Genomic DNA, 23,389 nt, shown 5'->3' with positions numbered 1-23,389 from the left:
ACTTGGACGTCACTCCCGGTGCCCTTTTTTTTTGCATCAACCCGCTAGCGCAGCCGACGCTGCAAGGTTTGCGACGGCAGTTCACTGAAACGCTTGCGATAGGTTCCCGCGAACTCACCCAGGTTCAGATAGCCCCACCGAAAGGCGATGGCGGAAACTGTCGTGCCCGACTCCGGATCCGCCACCAATAAATCACGGTGCACCCCCTGCAGCCGCTGCTCGCGCAAGAAGGCACCGGGCGTCATGCCGCGAAAGCGCGAGAAGGCCCCACTCAATGCCCGCACACTGGTTCCGACCGCACTGGCAACCTCTGCCATCGTCGGCAGGCTCGCTGCGTTGGCACTCATGTATGCTTCGGCGGCCCTGACATGACGGGGCGCAATCCGGTTCATGGGACTGTTGAAATCAAGCCCTGCTTGCGCGGCCCGATCAGCCCACTCTCGCAACAGATGAACGCACAGGGCTTGCTCAAGATGCGCCCCCATACGTCCTTCAGCCATGTGTTCGCCCGCCTCGGCAACACACCGAGCCGTGTACTCCAGCAGGCTTAGCCAACTCGAACCGACCCCGCCGATGACGCACTTGTGTCTCCAGAACCGGTCATCGGGCACGAACCCGAACCACTGCTGCGCCATCCGTTCCAAAAGTGCATGGGGGATGGTGAGGTTCAGCTGCAGGTGATCCGGATCGAGGTCGATCCGATAATCGACACGACTGCAATCGGCAATGAAGGATTCACCCACTGCCGTATCTTCAGTGGCTGACCGCTGCGTCCAGTGTCGGGCATTGCCGCGAATGGTCGTGAGCAGCAGCGCATTTCCCGCTTCGGGCGAGAAGTCATCGACGCTCACCGCCACGCCATAGCCAAAACGAGTCAGCGTCAACTCGCCAATCCTCGATGAATGCATGCTCGCATGAGGCTTGATGGCTTGCCCTTTGGGGGAGACACGATAGGGCATGTAGACGCGATCGGACCAGTTGCTGATTTCATCCCACTCGGTTGAAAAAACTTTATGGGGCTGGCGTATAGGCTTGCCGCTGACATCGGTCAGCAACGCATGGTCGAGATGCATGGAGACACCTGTTTTTATTTTTTTAGGGTCGGGTTAATGCTTTTGCTGGCCGAGATCATCCGGTGCCAGTGAACCTTCGTAAAGGGCTTTTTTACGGCAACTGTCCCGTTCTGAGACAGTTGTACGGGTTCGATACAGCCCGCTTTCGTCGTTGCGGTGCGGGTTGCCTACTGGTGAGGCCGGGCGCCCTGCGCCCACGGTGCTTTTGGGCAAGGCTGGCACAGGCGTTGCTCCGGGGTCCGGGACAAAAATCACAACAACGAGGCCTCGCCCATGGAACACCTGTCGCTGCATCCCAAGACCGTCGAATTCCTCTCCAGGCAACCGCGCATGCTGATCGGCGCGCAATGGATGGACGCCGCCAGCGGCGCGACCCTGCCCGTGCGCAATCCGGCCACCGGCAACGTTCTGCTGGAAGTACCGTCGGCCAACCATTTCGATGTGGACCGCGCCGTGCAGGCCGCGCGATGCGCCTTTGACGACTCGGCCTGGAGCCGCATGCGCCCACGCGAACGGCAGAACCTGCTGTGGCGGCTGGCCGACCTGATCGAGCGCGACGCCCAGGTGATCGCCGAACTGGAATGCCTGAACAACGGCAAGACCGTGCAGATGGCCCGCCTGGTGGACGTCCAACTGTCCATCGACTCCCTGCGCTACATGGCCGGCTGGGCCACCAAGCTCTCGGGCAGCACCGTGGATCCGTCCCTGCCACTGATGCCCGACAGCCAATTCCACGCCTTCATCCGTCGCGAGGCGGTGGGTGTGGTCGGCGCCATCGTGGCCTGGAACTTTCCGTTCATGCTGGCTTGCTGGAAACTCGGCCCGGCCTTGGCCACCGGTTGCAGCCTGGTACTCAAGCCGGCCGACGAGACACCGCTGAGTGCCCTCAAGCTGGCCGAACTCGTGCTGGAAGCCGGCTACCCCACCGGCGTGTTCAACGTGGTCACCGGCACCGGCCTCAACGCCGGCGCAGCGCTGACCAACCACCCGGGTGTAGACAAGCTGACCTTCACCGGCTCCACCGAAGTGGGCAAGCAGATCGGCAAGGCGGCCATGGACAACATGACCCGCGTCACCCTGGAGTTGGGCGGCAAGTCGCCAACCATCGTACTGGCCGACGCCGACCTGCAGGTGGCCGCCGCCGGTGCCGCCAGCGCCATCTTCTTCAACCAGGGCCAGGTGTGCTGCGCCGGCTCGCGCCTGTACGTGCACCGCAAGCACTTCGACCGGGTGGTGGGCGACATCGTCGACATCGCCAATGGCATGAAGCTCGGCAACGGCCTGGATCCCAGCGTGGCCATGGGGCCGCTGATCTCCGCCAAGCAACAGGATCGGGTACACAACTACATCGAGATGGGCCGCGAACTGGGCGCCACCATCGCCTGCGGCGGCGAGAAGTTCGGACCCGGCTACTTCGTCCAGCCCACGGTGATCGTCGACGTCGACCAGAAGCATCGCCTGGTGCAGGAGGAGATCTTCGGCCCGGTGCTGGTGGCCATGCCCTTCGACGACCTCGACCAGGCCGTGCACCTGGCCAACGACAACAGCTACGGCCTGGGCGCCAGCATCTGGTCCAACGACATGAGCGCGGTGCACCGCATGATCCCGCGCATCAAGTCCGGCTCGGTCTGGGTCAACTGCCACAGCGCCCTCGACCCGGTACTGCCCTTCGGCGGCTACAAGCTCTCCGGGGTCGGCCGCGAATTGGGTGCGGCGGCGATCGACCACTACACCGAACTGAAGACGGTGATGATCAAGCTGTAAAGCCCTTTCAGGCTCGGGCCGACCCGCGCGGTCTTTGCCATTTTTATCCCGGGTGATGCGTCATCGCTCACCCCTCATTTGAAGGAAACTGTCATGCCTCAATTTGTCATCGAACGGGAAATCCCGGGTGCTGGAAAACTCTCGGCCGAAGAACTCCGGGCCATCTCGCAGAAGTCTTGTGCCGTGCTCAACACCATGGGGCCACACATCCAATGGCTGCACAGCTATGTGACGGGCGACAAGGTCTACTGCCTGTATATCGCGGCGAACGAACAGCTGATCCGCGAACACGCCGCGCAAGGCGGCTTCCCGGCCAACAGCGTGGCCGAAGTAGTCAATATCATCGGCGCGAACACCGCCGGCTAGTTACCTCATGCGCAAAGCCGCCGCTCCTCACGGAGCGCGGCCTTGCCTGCGGCGTTAATCCTCCTGCATTCCCTTGAGCTTGCGGTACAGGGTCGCTCGTCCGATCCCCAGGCTGCGCGCGGCAGCCGAGAGGTTGCCGCCGCTCGCCTCCACCGCCGCCTTGATCGCGCGCTGCTTCGAGGCCTGCAAGGTATCCCCCGCCTGCGGCTGCAGCTGCGGCCTGGCTGCCGCTGACTCGACCTGGGTGTCACACACTTCCAATACGTCGTCCGGCAGGTGCTGCAGGCCGATTTCCCCTTCATTCTCGGCCAGGGCGGCGGCCAGGCGGATGGTCTGGTAAAGCTGGCGGACATTGCCCGGCCAGTGGTACGCCAACAGCGCCTGCAGCGCCACCTTGCTCAACCTGGGCACATGCTGCGCGGTGGCTTCGGCGCGCAACAGGTGCTGGATCAGCGCGGCGAGGTCGTGGCGTTCGCGCAACGCCGGCAGGACCACGCGCAGGCCGTTGATGCGGTAGTAGAGATCCTCGCGAAAACCCTGGTTGGCGCTGAGCTGCTTGAGGTCGCGATGAGTGGCACAGATCAGCGCGCAGTCCACCTTGATCACCTCGCTGCTGCCAAGGCGGGTCAGGCTGCGCTCCTGCAGCACGCGCAGCAGGCGACCTTGCAGTTCCTGGGGCATGTCGCCGATCTCGTCGAGGAACAGGGTGCCCTTGTGCGCCTGTTCGATCTTGCCGCTGGCGCCGCCCTTGCGACTGCCGGTAAAGGCGCCTTCGGCGTGGCCGAACAATTCCGACTCGATCAGGCTGGCCGGGATGGACGAGCAGTTGATCGCCACGAAGGCTTCGCCGGCGCGGCTGCTGGCGTCGTGCAACAGACGGGCGAAGACCTCCTTGCCCGTGCCGGTTTCACCGTTGATCAACACCGGGATGTCGCGGGCAAAGGCCTTGTGCGCGCGGGCCAGAGCCTCCTGCAGGGTTGGATCCTGCAGGCAGGGACCCGATTGTGACGCTGGCAGCGGCTCGGCGGTTTTCCCACGCAAGGGTACCGGACGCGGCCCCCGCACCGGCTTGTGCCCTGGGCCGAGGGTGATGCAGGCATGCAGCTCGCCGCGGTGGTGACTGCGCAGGCGCAACGGCGCGCTGAGGTCGTGGCGGCAGTAACAGGTGGCATGGACGAAGGGCATGTCGAACAGTTCGGCGAAATCCAGGCCGACCTGGATCTCGTCGAGCTTCAACAACTGAGCGGCGATGCGGTTGGCGCAGCGCAGCTTGCCGGCCGGGTCGAAGGCCAGCAGGCCTTCCAGTGGCGTGCCGAGGATGTCCAGGCGATGGTGCAGGTGCACCAGCAGCACGTCACCGAGCTGGGCGAACATGCGGTTTTCGATGGCACGCGCGGCGAACACCAGGGAGTCGAGGGTGTAGAGCGAGGGCACGCCGTGTTTGCTGCTGGCGTCCAGTACCCCGACGATGCCGCCGTCCAGGCCGAAGATCGGCGTGGCCAGGCAGGAGAACTGGCGAGCCTCCTCCAGGTAATGCTCCTCGCCGACGAAAAACACCGAGTCGCCCTCGGTCAGGACGCAACTCGGGGCGGTGGTGCCCACGTTCTGTTCGGAAATCTGCGCGCCGACGCGGAACACCTGATTCAACTCGCGGTTGTCCGGGCTGACTCGACCCAGGCTGCTGAGCACCACGCCTTCCAGATCGAGGCAGGCCAGCACCCAGTCCTTCGGCGACAGGGCGGCGTGCAGTTGCTCCATCTCCGGGGTGGCGCAGGTCAGCAACAGGCGATTGCTTTCGGCGATCTGCGCGCCACTGGCGACCACCGGCGCGTCAAACAGCAAATTGTCGCGCTGGCACAGGCCGTAATTCTGCGAGCGCTGCCAGGATCTCTCGATCACTTGTGAATCGACAAAACGCTTGCGCGAAGGGGGTGTCGCGGGGCTGTTGAATTTGGGCATGGCATGCGTCTCGCGGCCGAATGTCTCGAAGTGGGCCAGCTCGCCCCCAAGCCACTGTCTCAATTTGAGCCAGCGATACAGCGGGACAATTCCCGCGCTTGCCTCGACACTTCTTATTATTAATCAAGTCATTGATTTAAAAGTATTTTTTACAACAAAGGAAAAGCTGGCACAAGCTCTGCTCAATGACTTCACGTTAGTCCGGATAACCGCTCCGGCACTAAGTTGATCATAAACAAAAACAATAAAGGTAATGACATGAAAATGAGCACAGAGCCGGCTCGTCGTAGCCCGGGCTGGCCGCCACACGAGCGTCGTCTGGTCCATCTGTTGCACGCTTCGCTATTCGGCCTGCTGGCCGGTCTCTCCTGCAGCGCCATGGCGGTGGACGTCGATGCCGGCGATTACACCGCCCTTCCCGAAGGCACCAACCTGGGCCTGGTCTATTACCAGCATGCCGAGCGCAATGCCCTCTACGCCGACGGCCACAAGGTACCGATCGACGCCGGCCTGGATTCCGACATCGGTATCCTGCGCGGCGTGCACTTCACCAAGATCGGCGATTACATCGTCGACCCGCAGTTTCTCCTGCCATTCGGTAACTTGCGAGCCAAGGATGATCTGCAAGACCTGGGCAGCGACAGCGGCACTGGCGACCTGATCCTCGCCGCCACCGTCTGGCTGCTGAATGAACCGCAAAACCGTCGTTACTTCGGTATCACCCCGTTCCTCTATGTGCCCACCGGCAGCTACGACAAGGACCGCCAGATCAACCTCGGCGAGAACCGCTGGAAGTTGGCCCTGCAAGCCGGCTATATCACCGGCCTGACGGAAAAGGTGACCCTCGATCTGGTCGGCGACGTGACTTTCTTCGGCCACAACAATGACTTCGGTAGCGCCGGCGTCACCCAGAAGCAGGATCCGCTCTATCAGGGCCAGGCTTTTCTACGCTACAACTTCACCGAGCGTTTCGATGTACGCGCGGGCATTTCGAAGCTCTGGGGCGGCGAAAGCAACATCAGTGACGTGGATATGGATGACAGGCCGGGCACCAGCAAATTCACGGTCGGCACCTCGTACTTCGTCACCCCGGGCACCCAGTTGATGGTCAATTACGGTCAAGATATCGCGGTGGACAACGGCTTCGAGGAGGACAGGCGCATCAACTTGCGCATCCTGCAGATCTTCTAGCCACCGCCGCTCGCCAGGGTCTCATTCCAATTCAAACAACAGGAGTCCTGCGTCTATGAACACGCAGTCTGCATCCCGAATTCTCGCTGGCCTGGCCTTCGCCTTGCTCGCGCCGCTGGCCGTCGCCACACAGGTCGACCAGGCCGCCATCATTGCCAGCAAGCAAGACGGTAGCCAATGGCTCAGCCATGGCCGCACTTATGACGAACAGCGCTTCAGCCCACTGGACCAGATCACCGCGAAGAACGCCGGCAAGCTGGGCCTGGCCTGGTCCCTCGACCTGGATAACCACCGCGGCCTGGAAGCCACGCCGCTGTTCGCTGACGGCGTGCTCTACACCTCGCTGTCCTGGAGCCGCGCGATGGCGGTGGATGCGCGCACCGGCAAGACGCTCTGGACCTTCGATCCGCAAATCGCCCGCGAAAAAGCCCGCGACGCCTGCTGTGACGCAGTCAACCGCGGTGTCGCGCTGTGGAACGGCAAGGTCTTCATCGGCACCCTCGACGGCCGACTGATTGCCCTTGACGCAAAAACCGGCAAAGAGGTGTGGAGCCAGCAGACCACCGACAACAGCAAGCCCTACACCATCACCGGCGCACCGCGTGTGGTGAAGGGCAAGGTCATCATCGGCAACGGCGGTGCCGAATACGGCGTGCGTGGCTACTTCTCCGCCTATGACGCCGAGACCGGCAAGATGGCTTGGCGCTTCTACACGGTGCCCGGCGACCCGAACCAGCCCTACGAACACCCTGAGCTGGCCGAAGCGGCCAAGACCTGGAAAGGTGACGAGTACTGGAAGCTCGGCGGTGGCGGCACGGTGTGGGACGGCATGGCCTATGACCCTGAACTGGACTTGCTGTACGTCGGCACCGGCAACGGTTCGCCGTGGAACCGCGAGCTGCGCAGCCCCGGTGGCGGCGACAACCTCTACCTGTCCTCAATCCTCGCGCTCAACCCGGACACCGGTCGGCTGGCCTGGCACTATCAGGTGACCCCAGGCGACTCCTGGGACTTCACCGCCACCCAGCAGATTACCCTGGCAACCCTGGAGATCGGCGGCAAGCCGCGCAAGGTGCTGATGCAAGCGCCGAAAAACGGCTTCTTCTACGTCATCGACCGCCAGACCGGCGAGCTGCTCTCTGCCGAAAAATTCGGCAAGGTGACCTGGGCCGAGAAGATCGACCTGACTACCGGCAAGCCGGTGGAGGCGCCCGGTGTGCGCTACGAGAAAGCGCCCATCGTCATGTGGCCGAGCCCCTTCGGCGCGCACGGCTGGCACTCGATGTCGTTCAACCCGCAAACCGGCCTGGTTTATATTCCCTATCAGGAGATTCCAGGGGTCTACCGCAACGAAGGCAAGGACTTCATCAAGCGCAAGGGCTTCAACACCGGCGCAGGCTTCTCCGACGCCACCGAGATTCCCCGCGAGGCTGTTTCCGGCGCACTGCTGGCCTGGGACCCGGTCAAGCAAAAGGAATCCTGGCGCGTACCCTACGACCACTACTGGAACGGCGGCACCCTGAGCACCGCCGGCAACCTGGTGTTCCAGGGCACGGCCAACGGCAACTTCATCGCTTACTCTGCCGACAAGGGAGAAAAGCTCTGGTCGTTCGGCGCACAGACCGGCATCGTCGCCGCCCCCATCACCTACAGCCTGGAAGGTGAGCAGTACATCGCCGTGATGGCCGGCTGGGGCGGGGTCGCCCCGCTGATCGGAGGCGATGCCGCCTTGGCGCCGGGGGCCGGCAACATCAGCCGCCTGCTGGTGTTCAAACTCGATGGCAAGGCTTCCCTGCCGCCACTCCCGGAAAAAGCCGTGGTGGCCGTGAACCGCACGCCAAAACCGGTCGACGCTCCCGCCGCGGATATCGCCGCCGGCCAGCAGCTGTACGGCGCCTACTGCTCCGTCTGCCACGGTGTGGGCGCGCAGAGCGGTGGCTTGATCCCCGATCTGCGCAAGTCCGACGATGCCCGCCGCCACCTGTTCCAGCAGATTGTCCTGGATGGCGTACTGCGGCCCCTGGGCATGCCCTCCTTCAAGGACAGCCTGGAGCCGGCCGATGTCGAGAAGATCAAGCACTACGTCATGAGCCAGGAGTACGCCGCGTACCTCAAGGCACAGCAACCGGTTGCGACCAAGGCCGCGCCCTGAAGCTAATGCAAAGGTGGCGAGCCGGGTTGACCTGACTCGCCACCGAACCAGGCAAGAATGCCCAAGCACTTTTTGCAGTTAACCATCACGAGGAACTCGATCATGTGGACCAAACCTGCCTACACCGACCTGCGCATTGGTTTCGAAGTCACCATGTACTTCGCCAACCGTTAACCCTTTAGCGTGGTGCTGCGTTTGCGTGCGCTCCACCAACGTCGCGCCACGCCAACTTTGCCCCAGCTCGCTGGGGCCTTTTTTAGCGCAGTCGCGCCCTCGCGTGACTGCCTGTGGGAACCGGTCATGCATATCCAGATTCTTGGTTGCGCCGCAGGTGGCGGTTTTCCCCAGTGGAACTGCAACTGCCCCAATTGCCGTGGCGTGCGCGACGGCAGCTTGCGCGCGCGGCCGCGTACCCAGTCCTCCATCGCGATTTCCGGCGATGGCGTGCACTGGATATTGTGCAACGCTTCGCCGGACATACGCGCGCAGCTGGAGTCCTTCGCGCCGCTACAGCCGGGACGCAAACTGCGCGATACCGGGATCAGAGCGATCATCCTGATGGACAGCCAGATCGATCACACCACCGGCCTGCTCATGCTGCGCGAGGGTTGCCCGCATCAGGTGTGGTGCACCGACATGGTCCATGAGGATTTGAGCACCGGGTTCCCGCTGTTCAACATGCTGACCCACTGGAACGGTGGCCTGAACTGGAACCGCATCGAACTCGACCAGAGCTTCAGCATCCCGGCCTGCCCGAACCTGCGGTTTACCCCGCTGCCACTGCGCAGCGCTGCGCCGCCCTACTCGCCGCACCGCTTCGACCCGCATCCGGGCGACAACATTGGCCTGATCGTCGAAGACCTCAGTACCGGCGGCAAGTTGTTCTATGCACCAGGTCTGGGCAAGGTCGATGAGCCGCTGCTGGAGATCATGGCCGCCAGCGATTGCCTGTTGGTCGACGGCACGCTGTGGGACGACGACGAAATGCAGCGCCGTGGCGTTGGCACCCGCACCGGCCGGGAGATGGGCCACCTGGCGCAGAACGGCCCCGGCGGCATGCTCGAAGTGCTGGAACAACTGCCTCGGCAGCGCAAGGTGCTTATCCACATCAACAACACCAACCCGATTCTCGACGAAGATTCGCCGCAGCGGGCGGAGTTGGAGCGGCGCCAGGTTGAAGTGGCGTACGACGGCATGAGTATTGTGCTGTAGCGCAGGGCCCCTTCGCTGGCAAGCCAGCTCCCACAGGTTTTGTGTACACCACAGAACCCTGTGGGAGCTGCGGTGCGACGATTCGACTTGCCAGCGATGACGTCCGACCAGGCACCAAAAAATCCACCGGTTGTACTCCGGAGAACCGCAATGACCGACACCCCCATGTCCCCCGCCGAATTCGAAGCCGCCCTGCGCGCCAAGGGTGCCTACTACCACATCCATCACCCCTATCACGTGGCGATGTATGAAGGCCGGGCAACCCGCGAGCAGATCCAGGGCTGGGTCGCCAACCGCTTCTACTATCAGGTGAACATTCCCCTGAAGGACGCCGCCATCCTGGCCAACTGCCCGGACCGCGAAATCCGCCGCGAATGGATTCAACGCCTGCTCGACCATGACGGCGCCCCCGGCGAAGACGGCGGCATCGAAGCCTGGCTGCGCCTGGGCCAGGCGGTCGGCCTCGACCCGGACCAATTGCGCTCCCAGGAACTGGTGCTGCCCGGCGTGCGCTTCGCCGTCGACGCCTACGTCAACTTCGCCCGCCGCGCCTGTTGGCAGGAAGCCGCCAGCAGCTCGCTGACCGAACTGTTCGCCCCGCAGATCCACCAGTCGCGCCTGGACAGCTGGCCGCAGCACTACCCGTGGATCGACCCCGCCGGCTACGAATATTTCCGCACGCGCCTGGGCCAGGCGCGACGTGATGTCGAGCACGGCCTGGCCATCACCCTCGAGCACTACAAGACGCGGGAAGGCCAGGAGCGCATGCTGGAAATTCTCCAGTTCAAACTGGACATTCTTTGGAGCATGCTCGACGCCATGAGCATGGCCTATGAACTCAATCGCCCGCCGTATCACAGCGTGACCGAACAACGGGTCTGGCATAAAGGAATCACCCTATGAGTTTCGATCGCAGCAAGACCCCGACCTGGCGCCCTGGCTACCGTTTCCAGTACGAACCGGCGCAGAAAGGCCATGTGCTGCTGTATCCCGAAGGCATGATCAAACTCAATGAAAGCGCCGCGCTGATCGGCGGTTTGATCGATGGTCAACGCGATGTCGCCGCGATCATCGCCGAGCTCGACCGGCAGTTCCCCGGCGTGCCCGAGCTCGGTGACGACATCGAGCAATTCATGGAGGTTGCCCGTGCGCAGCACTGGATCGAACTTGCCTGACTCGTCGAGGCAAGTGCCGCCCACACCCGAGATCGGCCTACCGCTGTGGTTGCTGGCCGAGCTGACCTACCGCTGCCCGCTGCAATGCCCGTACTGCTCCAATCCGCTGGATTTTGCCGAGCAAGGCAAGGAATTGAGCACCGAACAGTGGATCAAGGTGTTCCGCGAGGCGCGCGAGATGGGCGCGGCGCAACTGGGCTTTTCCGGCGGTGAGCCGCTGGTGCGCCAGGACCTCGCCGAGCTGATTGCCGAGGCGCGCCAACTGGGTTTCTACACCAACCTGATCACCTCCGGCATCGGCCTGACCGAGCAGAAAATCAGCGACTTCAAGCAAGCCGGCCTCGATCACATCCAGATCAGTTTCCAGGCCAGCGACGAGCAGGTGAACAACCTGCTGGCGGGCTCGAAAAAGGCCTTCGCGCAAAAGCTGGAAATGGCCCGCGCGGTGAAAGCCCACGGCTACCCGATGGTGCTGAACTTCGTGACCCATCGGCACAACATCGACAAGATCGACCGCATCATCGAGCTGTGCATCGCCCTGGAAGCCGACTTCGTCGAGCTCGCCACCTGCCAGTTCTACGGTTGGGCGCAGCTCAATCGGGTGGGGCTGCTGCCGACCCGGGAACAGCTGGTTCGTGCAGAGCGCATCACCAACGAATACCGCGCCAAGCTGGAAGCCGAAGGGCATCCGTGCAAGCTGATTTTCGTCACGCCGGACTATTATGAAGAACGCCCGAAAGCCTGCATGAACGGCTGGGGCAGTATCTTCCTGACCGTGACGCCGGACGGCACCGCGCTGCCCTGCCACGGCGCCCGCCAGCTGCCGGTGCAGTTTCCCAACGTGCGTGACCACAGCATGCAGCACATCTGGTACGACTCGTTCGGCTTCAACCGCTTTCGCGGCTACGCCTGGATGCCCGAGCCGTGCCGCTCCTGCGACGAGAAGGAAAAGGACTTCGGCGGCTGCCGCTGCCAGGCGTTCATGCTCACCGGTGACGCGCGCAACGCCGACCCGGTGTGCAGCAAGTCGCCTCATCACGGCGTGATCCTCAAGGCCCGCGAAGAGGCGGAGCACGCGACCCAGACCATTGAACAACTGGCCTTTCGCAATGAACGAAACTCACGCCTGATCGTCAAGGTCGGTTGAAGCCGGGATTCAGGGCGACGGCAGGTACGCCATCGCCCGGGACTCGCCCATCAGCAGCGGCTGATTGAGTTCTGCGCAGGCGCGCAGGTAATCGGCGACCAGGGTGATGCGCTTGAGCTTGCGCAGATCCTCGCTGTAGTACATCCAGAATTGTCGGGTGACCTCTACCTGATCCGGCAGCACCTCACACAAGCGCGGATCGGGACCGGCGAGGAAGCAGGGCAGAATGGCCAGCGCACGCCCTTCCAAAGCCGCATGGTACTGGGAGACCACGCTGGTGCTGCGCAGACGGCTGTGCGCGCCCGGCAACAGGTCGTTCAGGTAAAGCAGCTTGAAGCTGAAGGCCAGGTCCTCGACATAGGTCACGAACGGGTGGCTCGCCAAGTCCTCGCTACGGGTAATCGGTGGATGGTTGGCCAGGTACTGCGGTGTCGCGTACAGACGCAAGCGGTAGTCGCACAGGCGCGAGCACACATAGGGACCGCGCTCGGGACGTTCCAGGGTGATGGCAATGTCCGCCTCGCGCCGTGACAGGTTGATGAAGTGCGGGACCGGCAGGATGTCCACCGAGATGTGGGGATAGTGAATGATGAAATGGCTCATCTGCGTGGTGATGAAGCAGGAGCCGAAGGCCTCGGTACAGCCGATGCGCAGGTGCCCGGCGAGGCCCCCGGTGGTTCCCGATACCTGCTCGCAGGCTGCCAGCAACGTACTTTCCAGCGCTTCAGCGTGACTGATCAGGCGCTGCCCCTCGACCGTCATGACAAAACCCGACGCTCGGGACTTCTCGAAAAGCAGTGCGCCAAGGCTTTGCTCAAGGGCGCGGATGCGCCTCGACACCGTGGTGTAGTCCACCCCCAGACGGCGTGCAGCGCCACTGGCGGTGCGCGCGCGGGCGACCTCGAGAAAGAAACGCATATCGTCCCAATTCACATGATTTTGCGTTGTGCGATTTTGCATATTCATCAGGCTTTTCTGCCGATTCTTATTGGAAATTAGCCAACATATACTCGCATCCAGCCTGGTTTTACCAGCAACGTTTCGCAACCGGAAAGGCCCTTTTTTCAATCAGGGCTGACGGCCTGAATGCAGGTTGAAAAGCCTGTTTTCAAGGCGAAAAAAGGCAGCTGCGCGACAGCGCAATCTGTCGCATTCGCGCCCGCCGTGGACCCATGCGGCGGGCACCCTGTCGGCACCCGATGAGTGCCACCAACCTCCCCTCGCATCCGGAAGATCGCCAGGGCAGCAAAGACTCCAGCATTCAGGTGACGCTCCGCTTCGGAACGTCGCCCGGGTACCCGTACGCCCCTCAAAAGGCCGACATACAACAACAATTAAAAAAGCGGAGCCTCACCATGACGACTGACCATCCGAACCATGTCCAGATCTGCGCCCTGGTCAGGGCCAATCCCAACTTCCAGCGCCTCACCCGCCAACGTTCGCTGCTGGCCTGGTCACTGAGCGCCGCGGTCCTGGCCGTCTACTACAGCTTCATCATGGTGGTGGCCTTCGCACCTGCCTGGCTGCACCTGCCACTGTACGACGGCAGTCACCTGAGCCTCGGCATCCCGATTGGCGTGGCAATCATCCTGCTGTCCTGGTTGCTGACCGCCTGGTATGTGCACACCGCCAATACCCGCTTCGACGCGCTCAGCGCGCAAATCCTGCAGGAGACCCGCGCATGAAACGCCTAGCCGCCCTGCTCGCCCTCAGCCCCCTGCTGGCCAACGCCGCCCCCCTCACCGCCGAGAAGCAACCGCTCAATGTGCATGCCATTGGCATGTTCTTCGTCTTCGTCCTCGCCACGTTGCTGATCACCTGGTGGGCGTCCCGCCGCACGCGCTCCGCTGCCGACTTCTACAGCGCCGGAGGCGGTATCACGGGCTTCCAGAATGGCCTGGCGATCGCCGGCGACTACATGTCTGCAGCCACGTTGCTGGGCCTCTCGAGCCTGGTGTTCACCAAGGGCTATGACGGTTTCATCTACATCATCGGCTTCTTCGTCGGCTGGCCCATCGTCACCTTCCTGATGGCCGAGCGCCTGCGCAACCTGGGCCGCTACACCTTCGCCGACATCGTCTCCCTGCGCCTGGATCAGACTCGCGTGCGCAGCTTCGCCGCCCTCGGTTCGCTGACGGTGGTGTGTTGCTACCTGGTGGTGCAGATGGTCGGCGCCGGCCAGCTGATCAAGCTGCTGTTCGGCCTCGACTATCGCACGGCGGTGGTAGTGGTCGGCCTGCTGATGCTGGTCTACGTGATCTTTGGCGGCATGCTGGCGACCACCTGGGTACAGATCACCAAGGCGGTCCTGCTGCTGGCGGGCGGCACGACCCTGATGCTGATGGCCCTGAGCCGCTTCGGCTTCAGCTTCGAGACGCTGTCGGCCCAGGCCGTGGCGGTGCATGCCAGCGGCGTGCAGATCATGGGCCCGGGCACCTTGCTGGCCGATCCGGTCAACGCGGTGTCACTGTCCCTGGGCCTCGTCTTCGGTATCGCCGGCCTGCCGCACATCCTGATGCGTTTCTTCACCGTGCCCAATGCCAAGGAGGCGCGCAAATCGGTGCTGTTCGCCACGGTGTTCATCGGCTTCTTCTTCCTCGTGGTCTGCATCCTGGGCTACACCGCCATCGTCATCGTCGGCACAGACCCGCAGTACTACGTCGACGGTAAGCTCGGCGGTGCGATGATCGGCGGCGGCAACATGGTGGCCATGCACCTGGCCAAGGCGGTGGGCGGCAACCTGTTTCTCGGCTTCCTTTCCGCCGTTGCCTTCGCCACCATTCTGGCAGTGGTAGCCGGCCTGGCCCTGGCCGGCGCCTCGGCCATCTCCCACGACCTGTATGCCTCGGTCTTCAAGAAGGGCAAGGCCGACGAGAAGCAGGAAATGCGCGTGTCGCGCATCGCCACCATCGGCCTGGGCATTGTCGCGATCGCCCTGGGCATTCTGTTCGAAGGCCAGAACATCGCCTTCCTGGTCGGCTTGACATTCGGCATAGCCGCCTCGGCAAACTTCCCGGTCTTGATCATGGCCATGTACTGGGGTGGCCTGACCACCCGCGGCGCTCTCTACGGCGGCTTGACCGGCCTGGTCAGCGCCCTGGCGCTGGTCATCGGTTCGCCGTCGGTGTGGGTCGGTGTACTGGGCCATGCCCAGGCGATCTTCCCCTACGACCAGCCGGCACTGTTCTCCATGCCTCTGGCCTTCCTGGTCATCGTAGTGGTGTCCAGGCTCGACCGCAGCGAGCGCGCAGATCGTGAACGCGCGGCCTATGCCGATCAGTTCGTCCGCGCCCAGACCGGCCTGGGCGCGGCCATGGCCAGCAGTCACTAACGCCGCAGCTTTGCGGGGTCGACGGCCCCGAGCGCGAATCCGCTCCTTTGCTTCGCGCTTTTTTACGCCCGTCCTGCGCCACCTGGCGCAGGGCAACTCCAACGAACCTTCCCTCCACCGGCCGCGGCCAGTGCGGGATCGGCTTGCTCATAACAACAAGAGACATGCAATGAAAACCACCCTTTTCAGTCTATTCCTCGCCGGCAGCAGCCTTGCCACCCAGGCCCATGCGGACTTCATCAAGGACAGCAAGGCCAGCCTGGAACTGCGCAACTTTTACTTCAACCGGGATTATCGTCAGGCCAACGCCGCCCAATCCAAACAAGAGGAATGGGCCCAGGGCTTCCTGCTGCGCTATGAATCAGGCTTCACCGAAGGTTTGATCGGTGTCGGTTTCGACACCATCGGGCTGCTCGGCGTCAAGCTCGACTCCAGCCCTGATCGCGCCGGCTCCGGCCTGCTCAAGCGCCACCGCGACACGAGCAAAGGTGCGCAGGACGAGTACGGCGAACTGGGCCTGACCGCCAAGGTGCGCGCCTCCAAAAGCACGCTGAAACTCGGCACGCTGCTGCCGAAAGTGCCGACGGTACTGGCCAACGATTCACGGTTGTTGCCACAAACCTTCAAGGGCGGTCAGTTGACGTCGCTGGAAATCGAAGGCCTGACCGTGGATGCCGGACGCCTGTCGCAGGTCAATCAGCGCGACTCCTCGGACTACGAGGACATGGGCATCACCCGGACCGGCGCCAAGGGCATCACCACGCGTCAGGTCGATAGCGACCGCCTGGATTTCGCCAGCCTGAACTACAAATGGACCAGCAACCTTGCCACCGGCTACAGCTACGGCCACCTCGACAATTTCTACAGCCAGCACCTGGTCAACCTGACCTACCTTTTGCCAGTCACAACTGGCCAGTCGTTGAAGACGGACCTGCGCTTCGCCCGCTCCACGGATGATGGTGGCAGTAATGTCGATAACAACGCCATCGGCGCGATGTTCACCTACAACCTCGGCGGGCATGCGTTGGGCCTGGGTTATCAAGGCATGAGCGGCGACACCGGCTACGCCTACGTCAACGGCACCGACGCCTTCCTGGTGAACTTCGTGCAGATCGGCGACTTCGCCAGCAAGGACGAAAAGTCCTGGCAGGCTCGCTACGACTACAACTTTGCGGCCATTGGCGTACCGGGCCTGACTTTCATGACCCGCTACCTCACCGGCGACAACATCGATCTGGGCGGCAATCGTCCGGAGGGCAAGGAGTGGGAACGGGATACCGACATTGGTTATGTCGTGCAGAGCGGGCCGCTGAAAAATGTCGGGGTGAAGTGGCGCAACGCGACGGTGCGCTCGAGCCATTTCGGCAGTGATCTGGATGAGAACCGACTGATCCTCAGCTATACCTTGGCACTCTGGTAAATCCCCCCTGCTGATCGCTTAGGCATGGGGTTGTATAGAGATTGGGGGGGCATATCCATTGCTGCGGTAATGGCCACCTATGGTTTCGCCCTTACGGCGACTCCCTTTTTCAAACGCCAAAAAGGAAGCAAAAGGCTTTGCCCCACCACTCGGTGCCTCGCTGTGGCTCGGCATGCCCTCACTCCGGCATTGCTCCGTGGGTCGCCGCGATGGGCCGTCCCTGGCCCAGCGCGGCTAAACCGGCGTCCTGCCGGTTTCCCCACTGCGCAATGCCTGCGTTCGGCCAGCGTGGTTAACGGGGCACCCAGATCAAAAGCCAAAGCGAGGCGGCCTTATAGCCGACCTGACTTTTACAGATACCCCAATCCCCTGTAGGAGCCAGGCTTGCCGGCGAAGAACGATAACGCGGTACAACAGAGACACCGCAGCGCCTGGTTCGCCGGCAAGCCTGGCTCCTACAAGGGAAATGCGTACGGCTCCCGATCAGGTCGGCTTAAGGCCGCCTCGCTTTGGCTTTTGCTCTGCTGTGGCTTTTGATTTTCTTGCCCCATCGAGAGGCCGAGTGGAGGTTCTGCGCAGTGGGTAAACCGGCATGGACGCCGGTTTAGCCGCGCTGGGCCATGGATGGCCCATCGCGGCGACCCACGGAGCAGGACCGGAGCGAGGGCATGCCGAGCATTAGCGAGGCACCGAACGCCAGGGGCAAGAGCCCTTGGTTACTTGGGGCTCTTCCAAGTGACTCGCCGTAAGGGCGAAACCATAGGTGGCCGCTACCGCTGCAATGGATATACACCCAATCCAAATATGCACCTGAGAGCCCTCCAACCCAAAGTGAACATCATTATCCGCCATACAGATCGCCCGCATTGCGTGACAGTGCGATTGGCCTCCCATCCAACGCGCCACAGCTATGACTTTTCTGCACAACGCACCGGCTTTTATGAGCATTTTTAATTCATTTTTGCATGCATATACTGAACTCAAGCACCGGTCATGTACCGGGCCAGACCCAACAAAAACAAACAAGGGCATACACCGTGAAGACATCCATGCTTGCCATCGTCTCCCCGCTCTCAGGTACCCGCACGCGTCACGTACGCATTGCCCCCCGCAGCGAAGCGCCCCTCGCCGCCTGACCATCCCGTACCCGTTACCGCGCCGATCGCCCCCGCGATCGATGGAGACTCCAATGAACAGCAACTGCCAACCCTTCATCAAAGCTCGCGATTTCCTGCTGGCCCACCGTACCGACTACGCCACTGCCACGCGGGACTTCCGCTGGCCGCAACTGAACGAATTCAACTGGGCACTGGATTACTTCGATGCCATGGCCGAGGGCAACCAGGCCAACGCCCTGTGGATCGTCGAAGAAGACGGCAGCGAACAGCGCTACAGCTTCCAGCAACTGGCCGCGCGCTCCAACCAGGTGGCCAACCACCTGCGTGCCCTTGGCGTGCGCCGTGGCGAGCGCATCCTGTTGATGCTCGGCAACGATGTCGCCCTGTGGGAAACCATGCTGGCCGCCTTCAAGCTCGGCGCCGTGGTCATCCCCGCCACCGCCCTGCTCACCCCTGAAGACTTGCGTGATCGCATCGAGCGTGGCCATGTGCGCCACCTGGTGGTCGGTGCCGCCCATGTCGACAAGTTCGACGGCCTGGGTGAAGGCTGCACGCGCATCTGCGTCGGCCCGGCCCCCGCCGGCTGGACGCCGCACAGCGCCGCCAGCGAGCATTCGGAACAGTTCGACAGCGAGGGCCAGACGCTGGCCACCGACCCGATGCTGCTGTACTTCACCTCCGGCACCACCTCCAAGCCGAAGATGGTGCTGCACAGCCACCAGAGCTACCCGGTCGGCCACCTCTCGACCATGTACTGGATCGGCCTGCAGCCAGGTGACCTGCACTTGAACATCTCGTCCCCGGGCTGGGCCAAGCACGCCTGGAGTTGCCTCTTCGCCCCCTGGAACGCCGGCGCCTGCATCTTCATCCACAATGTCGCGCGCTTCAGCGCCCCTGCCCTGCTGGGCGCCCTGGAGCGCTATGGCGTCACCAGCCTGTGCGCCCCGCCCACGGTCTGGCGCATGCTGATCCAGGAAGACCTGGCCAGTTACAAGCCGCGCCTGCGCCTGCGCGAACTGGTGGGCGCCGGTGAGCCGCTGAACCCGGAGATCATCGAGCAGATCCTGCATGCCTGGAACTTGCCGCTGCGAGACGGCTTCGGCCAGTCGGAAACCACCGCCCTGGTCGGCAACACACCCGGCCAACTGCTCAAACCCGGCTCCATGGGCCGTCCGTTGCCGGGCTACCGCGTGACCATGCTCGACCCCGACGGCGTACCCGGCAATGAGGGCGAAGTCGCCTTGCCGCTGGACGTGCGTCCACTCGGCCTGATGCTGTGCTACGAGGACAGCCCGGAAAAAACCGCCGAGGTGATGCGCGACGGTTACTACCGCACCGGCGACACCGCGCAGATCGACGATGAAGGCTATATCACCTTTGTCGGTCGCGCCGACGACGTGTTCAAGGCCTCGGACTACCGCATCAGCCCCTTCGAGCTGGAGAGCGCGCTGATCGAGCACCCATCGGTGATGGAATGCGCCGTGGTCCCCAGCCCCGACCCGCTGCGCCTCGCCGTGCCCAAGGCCTTCCTGATCCTGGCCCATGACGAACCCGGCAGCGCCGAACTCGCCGGCAATATCCTCGCCTTCGCCCGCGAGCACCTGGCGCCGTACAAGCGGGTGCGACGCATCGAGTTCGTCACCGAGTTGCCCAAGACCATCTCCGGGAAAATCCGCCGGGTGGAACTGCGCCAGATGGAAGTGCAGCGCCGGCAGAGTGACGCACGCGGCGCACAAGAGTACTTCGAAGAAGACTTCCCACAGCTCAAGGGCTGAACCCGGGCCGGTGCGCCGGCCCTCCTGAATTCACATCCGACCACTCGGCCAACTTGGCCGAGGGGCCTCACTCGACTCAAAGAAAGCAGACAGGACCCGAAAATGACCTCATCCAGCGTTCCAACCGTCAAGCTTCTCATCAACGGCGAATTCGTCGAATCGCGCAGCACCGAGTGGCGCAACGTGGTCAACCCGGCCACCCAGGAAGTCCTCGCTCGCGTGCCCTTCGCCACTGCAGAAGAAATGGATGCCGCCGTAGCCAGCGCCAAGGAAGCGTTCAAGACCTGGCGCAAGACGCCGATCGGCGCCCGCTCGCGAATCTTCTTCAAGTACCAGCAGCTGATCCGCGAGAACATCAAGGAACTGGCCGCCCTGCTCACCGCCGAACAGGGCAAGACCCTGCCGGACGCCGAAGGTGATGTGTTCCGCGGCCTGGAAGTGGTCGAGCACGCCACCTCCATCGGTAACCTGCAGATGGGCGAGTTGGCCAACAACGTCGCCAACGGCGTCGACACCTACACCTTGATGCAGCCGCTGGGCGTATGCGCCGGCATCACCCCGTTCAACTTCCCGGCAATGATCCCGTTGTGGATGTTCCCGATGGCCATCGCCACCGGCAACACCTTCGTCCTCAAGCCGTCCGAGCAAGACCCGCTGGTGACCATGCGCCTGGTCGAACTGGCGCTGGAGGCCGGTGTACCCAAGGGCGTGCTCAACGTCATCCACGGCGGCGTCGATGCGGTGAACCTGATCTGTGACCACCCGGACATCAAGGCCGTGTCCTTCGTGGGGTCGACCAAGGTCGGCACCCATGTCTACAACCGTGCCACCCAGAACGGCAAACGCGCACAGTGCATGATGGGCGCGAAGAACCACGCCATCGTCCTGCCCGATGCCAACAAGCAGCAGACCTTGAACAACCTGCTGGGCGCTTCCTTCGGCGCCGCTGGCCAGCGCTGCATGGCGCTGCCGGTGGTGATACTTGTGGGTGAAGCGCAGACCTGGTTGCCGGACCTGATCGAGCGCACCAAAACCCTCAAGATCAATGGCGGCACCGAACCTGGCACCGACATCGGCCCGGTGATTTCCTGCGCGGCCCTGGATCGCGTCAACAGCCTGATCGCCAGCGGAATCGAAGAAGGCGCCAGGCTCGAACTGGATGGCCGCAACCCGAGCGTGCCTGGCTACCAGGACGGCAATTTCGTCGGCCCGACCATCTTCTCCAACGTCACCGCGCAAATGTCCGTGTACCGCGAAGAAATCTTCGGCCCGGTGCTGTGCGTCATGCAGGCCGCCAGCCTGAGCGAGGCGATCGAGATCATCAACGCCAACCCCAATGGCAACGGTACCGCCCTGTTCACCCGCTCCGGCGCGGCGGCCCGTCACTTCCAGGAAGAAATCGACGTCGGCCAGGTGGGCATCAACGTGCCGATCCCGGTACCGGTCCCGCTGTTCTCCTTCTCCGGTTCGCGTGCCTCCAAGCTTGGTGACCTGGGCCCTTACGGCAAGCAAGTGGTGACCTTCTACACCCAGACCAAGACGATCACCCAGCGCTGGTTCGACGAGGACGAGGTGGTTGGCGCGGTGAACACCACGATCACCCTCAAATGATCTGTGCCGGCCGGCGCCCAGCGTCGGCCGGCCACAAGCACAACGATGCAATGCCCGACATTACCGGTCGCTGCGCAGCAGCGCGTCGCCACTCGCAAAAGGTAGCCATCATGCATATCGGATTTCTCGGCCTCGGCAACATGGGCGGCCCAATGGCCCGCAACCTGCTCAAGGCTGGCCACAGCCTGACCGTCTTCGATCCCTTCCCCCAGGCGGTCGCCGCCCTGGTCGAGGCTGGCGCCAGCGCCGCTGACTCGCCCGCCGGCGTGGCCAGGGCCGGGGTTGAAGTGATCGTCACCATGCTGCCCACCGCAGACCACGTGAAACAGGTCTATCGCGGCAAGGACGGCCTGCTGGCCAATATTGGCCAAGGCGTGCTGTTGATCGACAGCTCGACCATCGACCCGCTGAGTGCCCGCGAGGTGGCCAAGTTCGCTCTTGCCCAAGGCAACCCGATGCTCGACGCGCCGGTCTCCGGCGGCACAGGCGGCGCGACGGCGGGCACCCTTACGTTCATGGTCGGCGGCCCGGTCAGTGTGTACGACCAGGCCCTGCCGATCCTCTCGGCCATGGGCAGGAACATCGTGCACTGCGGCGCGGCCGGTAACGGCCAGGTGGCCAAGATCGCCAACAACATGCTGCTCGGCATCTCCATGGTCGGCGTCGCCGAGTCCATGGCCCTCGGCGTGGCCCTGGGCATGGACGCCAAGGTGCTGGCCGGTGTCATCGGCACCTCCACCGGTCGCTGCTGGAGCTCGGAGATCAACAACCCGTTCCCCGGAGTGCTGGAAAATGCCCCAGCCTCGCGTGGCTACACGGGCGGCTTCGGCACGGACCTGATGCTCAAGGACCTCGGCCTGGCTACCGAAGCCGCCAAACAGGCGCGCCAACCGGTGGTGCTCGGCGCTGCCGCCCAGCAGCTGTACCAGACCTTCAGCCTGCAAGGTCATGGCGGCCTGGACTTCTCCGCCATCATCAAACTGTTCCGTGGAGAAGCCCAGGCATGAGCGGGCAGCAAGCCCCGGTGCTGGCCTGCGTGCGCAACCGCATCGGCCACCTGACGCTGAACCGGCCCAGCGCGCTGAACACCCTGGACCTGCCGACGGTGAAGCTGCTGTGCCAGTACCTGTGGGTCTGGGAACAGGATCCGGACATCCTCGCCGTCACCCTGCGAGGCGCCGGGGAAAAAGCCTTCTGCGCCGGTGGCGACATCCGCATGCTGTACGACAGCCACAAGGCCGGGGACAACCTGCACGAGCTGTTCCTCGAGGAGGAATACGCCCTGGACGAGTACCTGCATGGCTACTCCAAACCGGTGCTGGCGCTGCTCGACGGTTTCGTCCTGGGGGGCGGCATGGGCCTGGCGCAGGCCGCCTCGCTACGGGTGATCACCGAGCGCACGCGAATGGGCATGCCGGAAGTCGGCATCGGCTTTTTCCCCGATGTCGGCGGCAGCTATTTCCTGCCGCGCCTTCCCGGTGAGCTGGGTATCTACCTGGGCGTCACCGGCTGCCAGGTACGGGCCGCCGATGCGCTCTATGCCAACCTGGCCGACTACTACCTGCCCAGCGAGCGACTGGTCGAACTGGACGCCGCCCTCGATCACTTGAACTGGACCCCTGCGCCCGAAGAAGACTTGCAAGAGCTGCTGGCCGGCCTGGCCACCGAGCGTCTTGCCGGATCGGAACTCAAGGCTTACCGCCAGGTGATCGATGAGTATTTTTCCCTGCCCGACGTGGCGGCGATTCGCAATGCGCTGCAGCGCGAGCAACGCCCCGAGCTGCGCGACTGGGCCGAACAGACGGTCGAGCTGCTCGACAGCCGTTCGCCGCTGGCCATGGCGGCGACCCTGGAACTGTTGCGTCGCGGTCGATACCTGAGCCTGGCCGACTGTTTTGCCCTGGAGCTGCACCTGGACTACCAGTGGTTCGACAAGGGCGACCTGATGGAGGGGGTGCGCGCCTTGATCATCGACAAGGACAAGACCCCACGCTGGAACCCGCCAACCCTGGCGGAACTGGTGCCTGCGCGGGTGCAGGCCTTCTTCAACGATTTCCGCCCGGCCTCTGGCAAACCCCTTCGCACCGCCTGAACG

19 protein-coding genes are annotated in these 23,389 nt (G+C 63.2%); 16 read left to right on the top strand and 3 right to left on the bottom strand.

Annotation, left to right across the window (positions count from 1 at the left end; translation table 11 throughout):
• Positions 1 to 44 precede the first annotated feature (44 nt).
• Positions 45 to 1,073, bottom strand: a complete 1,029-nt coding sequence (locus OH720_RS10365) for an AraC family transcriptional regulator (protein ID WP_272605524.1) — start codon at positions 1,071 to 1,073, stop codon at positions 45 to 47.
• Between the two features lie 273 nt (positions 1,074 to 1,346).
• Here OH720_RS10365 and OH720_RS10360 point away from each other — a divergent pair, with 273 nt between their 5' ends.
• Both OH720_RS10360 and OH720_RS10355 read left to right on the top strand, forming a co-directional pair.
• The gene (locus OH720_RS10360; RefSeq protein WP_272605523.1) at positions 1,347 to 2,837 is read left to right on the top strand and encodes an aldehyde dehydrogenase family protein; all 1,491 of its coding nucleotides are present in this window, start codon (positions 1,347 to 1,349) and stop codon (positions 2,835 to 2,837) included.
• A 93-nt stretch (positions 2,838 to 2,930) separates the two neighbouring features.
• Positions 2,931 to 3,203, top strand: coding sequence for a DUF4242 domain-containing protein (locus tag OH720_RS10355; protein WP_008062160.1), 273 nt, complete (start codon positions 2,931 to 2,933; stop codon positions 3,201 to 3,203).
• Positions 3,204 to 3,257: 54 nt separating this feature from the next.
• Here the strand turns inward: OH720_RS10355 and OH720_RS10350 are convergent, their stop codons facing one another.
• Positions 3,258 to 5,162, bottom strand: a complete 1,905-nt coding sequence (locus tag OH720_RS10350; protein ID WP_272605522.1) for a sigma-54-dependent Fis family transcriptional regulator — start codon at positions 5,160 to 5,162, stop codon at positions 3,258 to 3,260.
• A 258-nt stretch (positions 5,163 to 5,420) separates the two neighbouring features.
• Between OH720_RS10350 and OH720_RS10345 the strand changes: the two genes are divergently transcribed.
• The 7 genes from OH720_RS10345 to pqqE all read left to right on the top strand — a co-directional run bounded on the left by OH720_RS10345 (position 5,421) and on the right by pqqE (position 12,039).
• A complete protein-coding gene (locus OH720_RS10345; RefSeq protein WP_272605521.1) occupies positions 5,421 to 6,353 on the top strand; it encodes a transporter in 933 nt (310 codons plus the stop codon).
• Positions 6,354 to 6,408: 55 nt separating this feature from the next.
• Positions 6,409 to 8,505: a PQQ-dependent dehydrogenase, methanol/ethanol family gene (locus tag OH720_RS10340; RefSeq protein ID WP_272605520.1), complete on the top strand. Its 2,097-nt coding sequence runs from the start codon at positions 6,409 to 6,411 to the stop codon at positions 8,503 to 8,505.
• Between the two features lie 102 nt (positions 8,506 to 8,607).
• On the top strand, positions 8,608 to 8,679 hold the full coding sequence (gene pqqA, locus OH720_RS10335; RefSeq protein ID WP_003243383.1) for a pyrroloquinoline quinone precursor peptide PqqA: 72 nt from the start codon (positions 8,608 to 8,610) through the stop codon (positions 8,677 to 8,679).
• 126 nt (positions 8,680 to 8,805) lie between these two features.
• Positions 8,806 to 9,717: a pyrroloquinoline quinone biosynthesis protein PqqB gene (pqqB, locus tag OH720_RS10330; protein WP_272605519.1), complete on the top strand. Its 912-nt coding sequence runs from the start codon at positions 8,806 to 8,808 to the stop codon at positions 9,715 to 9,717.
• 150 nt (positions 9,718 to 9,867) lie between these two features.
• Positions 9,868 to 10,620, top strand: a complete 753-nt coding sequence (gene pqqC, locus OH720_RS10325) for a pyrroloquinoline-quinone synthase PqqC (protein WP_272605518.1) — start codon at positions 9,868 to 9,870, stop codon at positions 10,618 to 10,620.
• Entirely contained in the window at positions 10,617 to 10,892 is a 276-nt protein-coding gene (gene pqqD / locus OH720_RS10320) for a pyrroloquinoline quinone biosynthesis peptide chaperone PqqD (RefSeq protein WP_272603783.1), read from the top strand. The genes pqqC and pqqD overlap by 4 nt, the downstream gene beginning before the upstream one ends.
• A 13-nt stretch (positions 10,893 to 10,905) precedes the next feature.
• Complete coding sequence (gene pqqE, locus OH720_RS10315) at positions 10,906 to 12,039, top strand: pyrroloquinoline quinone biosynthesis protein PqqE (protein WP_442967310.1); 1,134 nt, start codon at positions 10,906 to 10,908, stop codon at positions 12,037 to 12,039.
• A 9-nt stretch (positions 12,040 to 12,048) separates the two neighbouring features.
• Here the strand turns inward: pqqE and OH720_RS10310 are convergent, their stop codons facing one another.
• On the bottom strand, positions 12,049 to 13,005 hold the full coding sequence (locus OH720_RS10310; RefSeq protein WP_272605516.1) for a LysR family transcriptional regulator: 957 nt from the start codon (positions 13,003 to 13,005) through the stop codon (positions 12,049 to 12,051).
• Positions 13,006 to 13,394: 389 nt separating this feature from the next.
• On the opposite strand from OH720_RS10310, the gene OH720_RS10305 reads away from it, so the two are divergent.
• The 7 genes from OH720_RS10305 to OH720_RS10275 all read left to right on the top strand — a co-directional run bounded on the left by OH720_RS10305 (position 13,395) and on the right by OH720_RS10275 (position 23,386).
• Positions 13,395 to 13,724, top strand: coding sequence for a DUF485 domain-containing protein (locus tag OH720_RS10305; RefSeq protein ID WP_008063274.1), 330 nt, complete (start codon positions 13,395 to 13,397; stop codon positions 13,722 to 13,724).
• Positions 13,721 to 15,370 carry a cation acetate symporter gene (locus tag OH720_RS10300; RefSeq protein WP_180206051.1) on the top strand — a complete coding sequence of 550 codons (1,650 nt, stop codon included), beginning with the start codon at positions 13,721 to 13,723 and terminating at the stop codon, positions 15,368 to 15,370. The genes OH720_RS10305 and OH720_RS10300 overlap by 4 nt, the downstream gene beginning before the upstream one ends.
• A gap of 169 nt (positions 15,371 to 15,539) precedes the next feature.
• Complete coding sequence (locus OH720_RS10295; protein ID WP_272605515.1) at positions 15,540 to 16,790, top strand: OprD family porin; 1,251 nt, start codon at positions 15,540 to 15,542, stop codon at positions 16,788 to 16,790.
• Positions 16,791 to 17,979: 1,189 nt separating this feature from the next.
• The gene (locus tag OH720_RS10290; RefSeq protein ID WP_272605514.1) at positions 17,980 to 19,683 is read left to right on the top strand and encodes an AMP-binding protein; all 1,704 of its coding nucleotides are present in this window, start codon (positions 17,980 to 17,982) and stop codon (positions 19,681 to 19,683) included.
• A gap of 102 nt (positions 19,684 to 19,785) precedes the next feature.
• Positions 19,786 to 21,294, top strand: coding sequence for a CoA-acylating methylmalonate-semialdehyde dehydrogenase (locus tag OH720_RS10285; RefSeq protein ID WP_272605513.1), 1,509 nt, complete (start codon positions 19,786 to 19,788; stop codon positions 21,292 to 21,294).
• A 110-nt stretch (positions 21,295 to 21,404) separates the two neighbouring features.
• Positions 21,405 to 22,301 carry a 3-hydroxyisobutyrate dehydrogenase gene (gene mmsB, locus OH720_RS10280; RefSeq protein WP_272605512.1) on the top strand — a complete coding sequence of 299 codons (897 nt, stop codon included), beginning with the start codon at positions 21,405 to 21,407 and terminating at the stop codon, positions 22,299 to 22,301.
• Positions 22,298 to 23,386, top strand: coding sequence for an enoyl-CoA hydratase/isomerase family protein (locus OH720_RS10275; RefSeq protein ID WP_272605511.1), 1,089 nt, complete (start codon positions 22,298 to 22,300; stop codon positions 23,384 to 23,386). Before mmsB ends, OH720_RS10275 begins: the two co-directional genes overlap by 4 nt.
• The last annotated feature ends 3 nt before the right edge of the window (positions 23,387 to 23,389 follow it).

Source organism: Pseudomonas sp. WJP1, from assembly GCF_028471945.1.
Lineage (GTDB): Bacteria > Pseudomonadota > Gammaproteobacteria > Pseudomonadales > Pseudomonadaceae > Aquipseudomonas.
Note: the sequence above shows the minus strand (reverse complement) of the source record. Positions and strands in the feature narration are given on the sequence as shown.

Bases quoted from the DNA above. Each gene is read 5' to 3' on its own strand.
- OH720_RS10365 (WP_272605524.1), bottom strand. From the start codon at position 1,073: ATGCATCTCGACCATGCGTTGCTGACCGATGTCAGCGGCAAGCCTATA.
- OH720_RS10360 (WP_272605523.1), top strand. From the start codon at position 1,347: ATGGAACACCTGTCGCTGCATCCCAAGACCGTCGAATTCCTCTCCAGG.
- OH720_RS10355 (WP_008062160.1), top strand. From the start codon at position 2,931: ATGCCTCAATTTGTCATCGAACGGGAAATCCCGGGTGCTGGAAAACTC.
- OH720_RS10350 (WP_272605522.1), bottom strand. From the start codon at position 5,162: ATGCCCAAATTCAACAGCCCCGCGACACCCCCTTCGCGCAAGCGTTTT.
- OH720_RS10345 (WP_272605521.1), top strand. From the start codon at position 5,421: ATGAAAATGAGCACAGAGCCGGCTCGTCGTAGCCCGGGCTGGCCGCCA.
- OH720_RS10340 (WP_272605520.1), top strand. From the start codon at position 6,409: ATGAACACGCAGTCTGCATCCCGAATTCTCGCTGGCCTGGCCTTCGCC.
- pqqB (WP_272605519.1), top strand. From the start codon at position 8,806: ATGCATATCCAGATTCTTGGTTGCGCCGCAGGTGGCGGTTTTCCCCAG.
- pqqC (WP_272605518.1), top strand. From the start codon at position 9,868: ATGACCGACACCCCCATGTCCCCCGCCGAATTCGAAGCCGCCCTGCGC.
- pqqD (WP_272603783.1), top strand. From the start codon at position 10,617: ATGAGTTTCGATCGCAGCAAGACCCCGACCTGGCGCCCTGGCTACCGT.
- OH720_RS10310 (WP_272605516.1), bottom strand. From the start codon at position 13,005: ATGAATATGCAAAATCGCACAACGCAAAATCATGTGAATTGGGACGAT.
- OH720_RS10305 (WP_008063274.1), top strand. From the start codon at position 13,395: ATGACGACTGACCATCCGAACCATGTCCAGATCTGCGCCCTGGTCAGG.
- OH720_RS10300 (WP_180206051.1), top strand. From the start codon at position 13,721: ATGAAACGCCTAGCCGCCCTGCTCGCCCTCAGCCCCCTGCTGGCCAAC.
- OH720_RS10295 (WP_272605515.1), top strand. From the start codon at position 15,540: ATGAAAACCACCCTTTTCAGTCTATTCCTCGCCGGCAGCAGCCTTGCC.
- OH720_RS10290 (WP_272605514.1), top strand. From the start codon at position 17,980: ATGAACAGCAACTGCCAACCCTTCATCAAAGCTCGCGATTTCCTGCTG.
- OH720_RS10285 (WP_272605513.1), top strand. From the start codon at position 19,786: ATGACCTCATCCAGCGTTCCAACCGTCAAGCTTCTCATCAACGGCGAA.
- mmsB (WP_272605512.1), top strand. From the start codon at position 21,405: ATGCATATCGGATTTCTCGGCCTCGGCAACATGGGCGGCCCAATGGCC.
- OH720_RS10275 (WP_272605511.1), top strand. From the start codon at position 22,298: ATGAGCGGGCAGCAAGCCCCGGTGCTGGCCTGCGTGCGCAACCGCATC.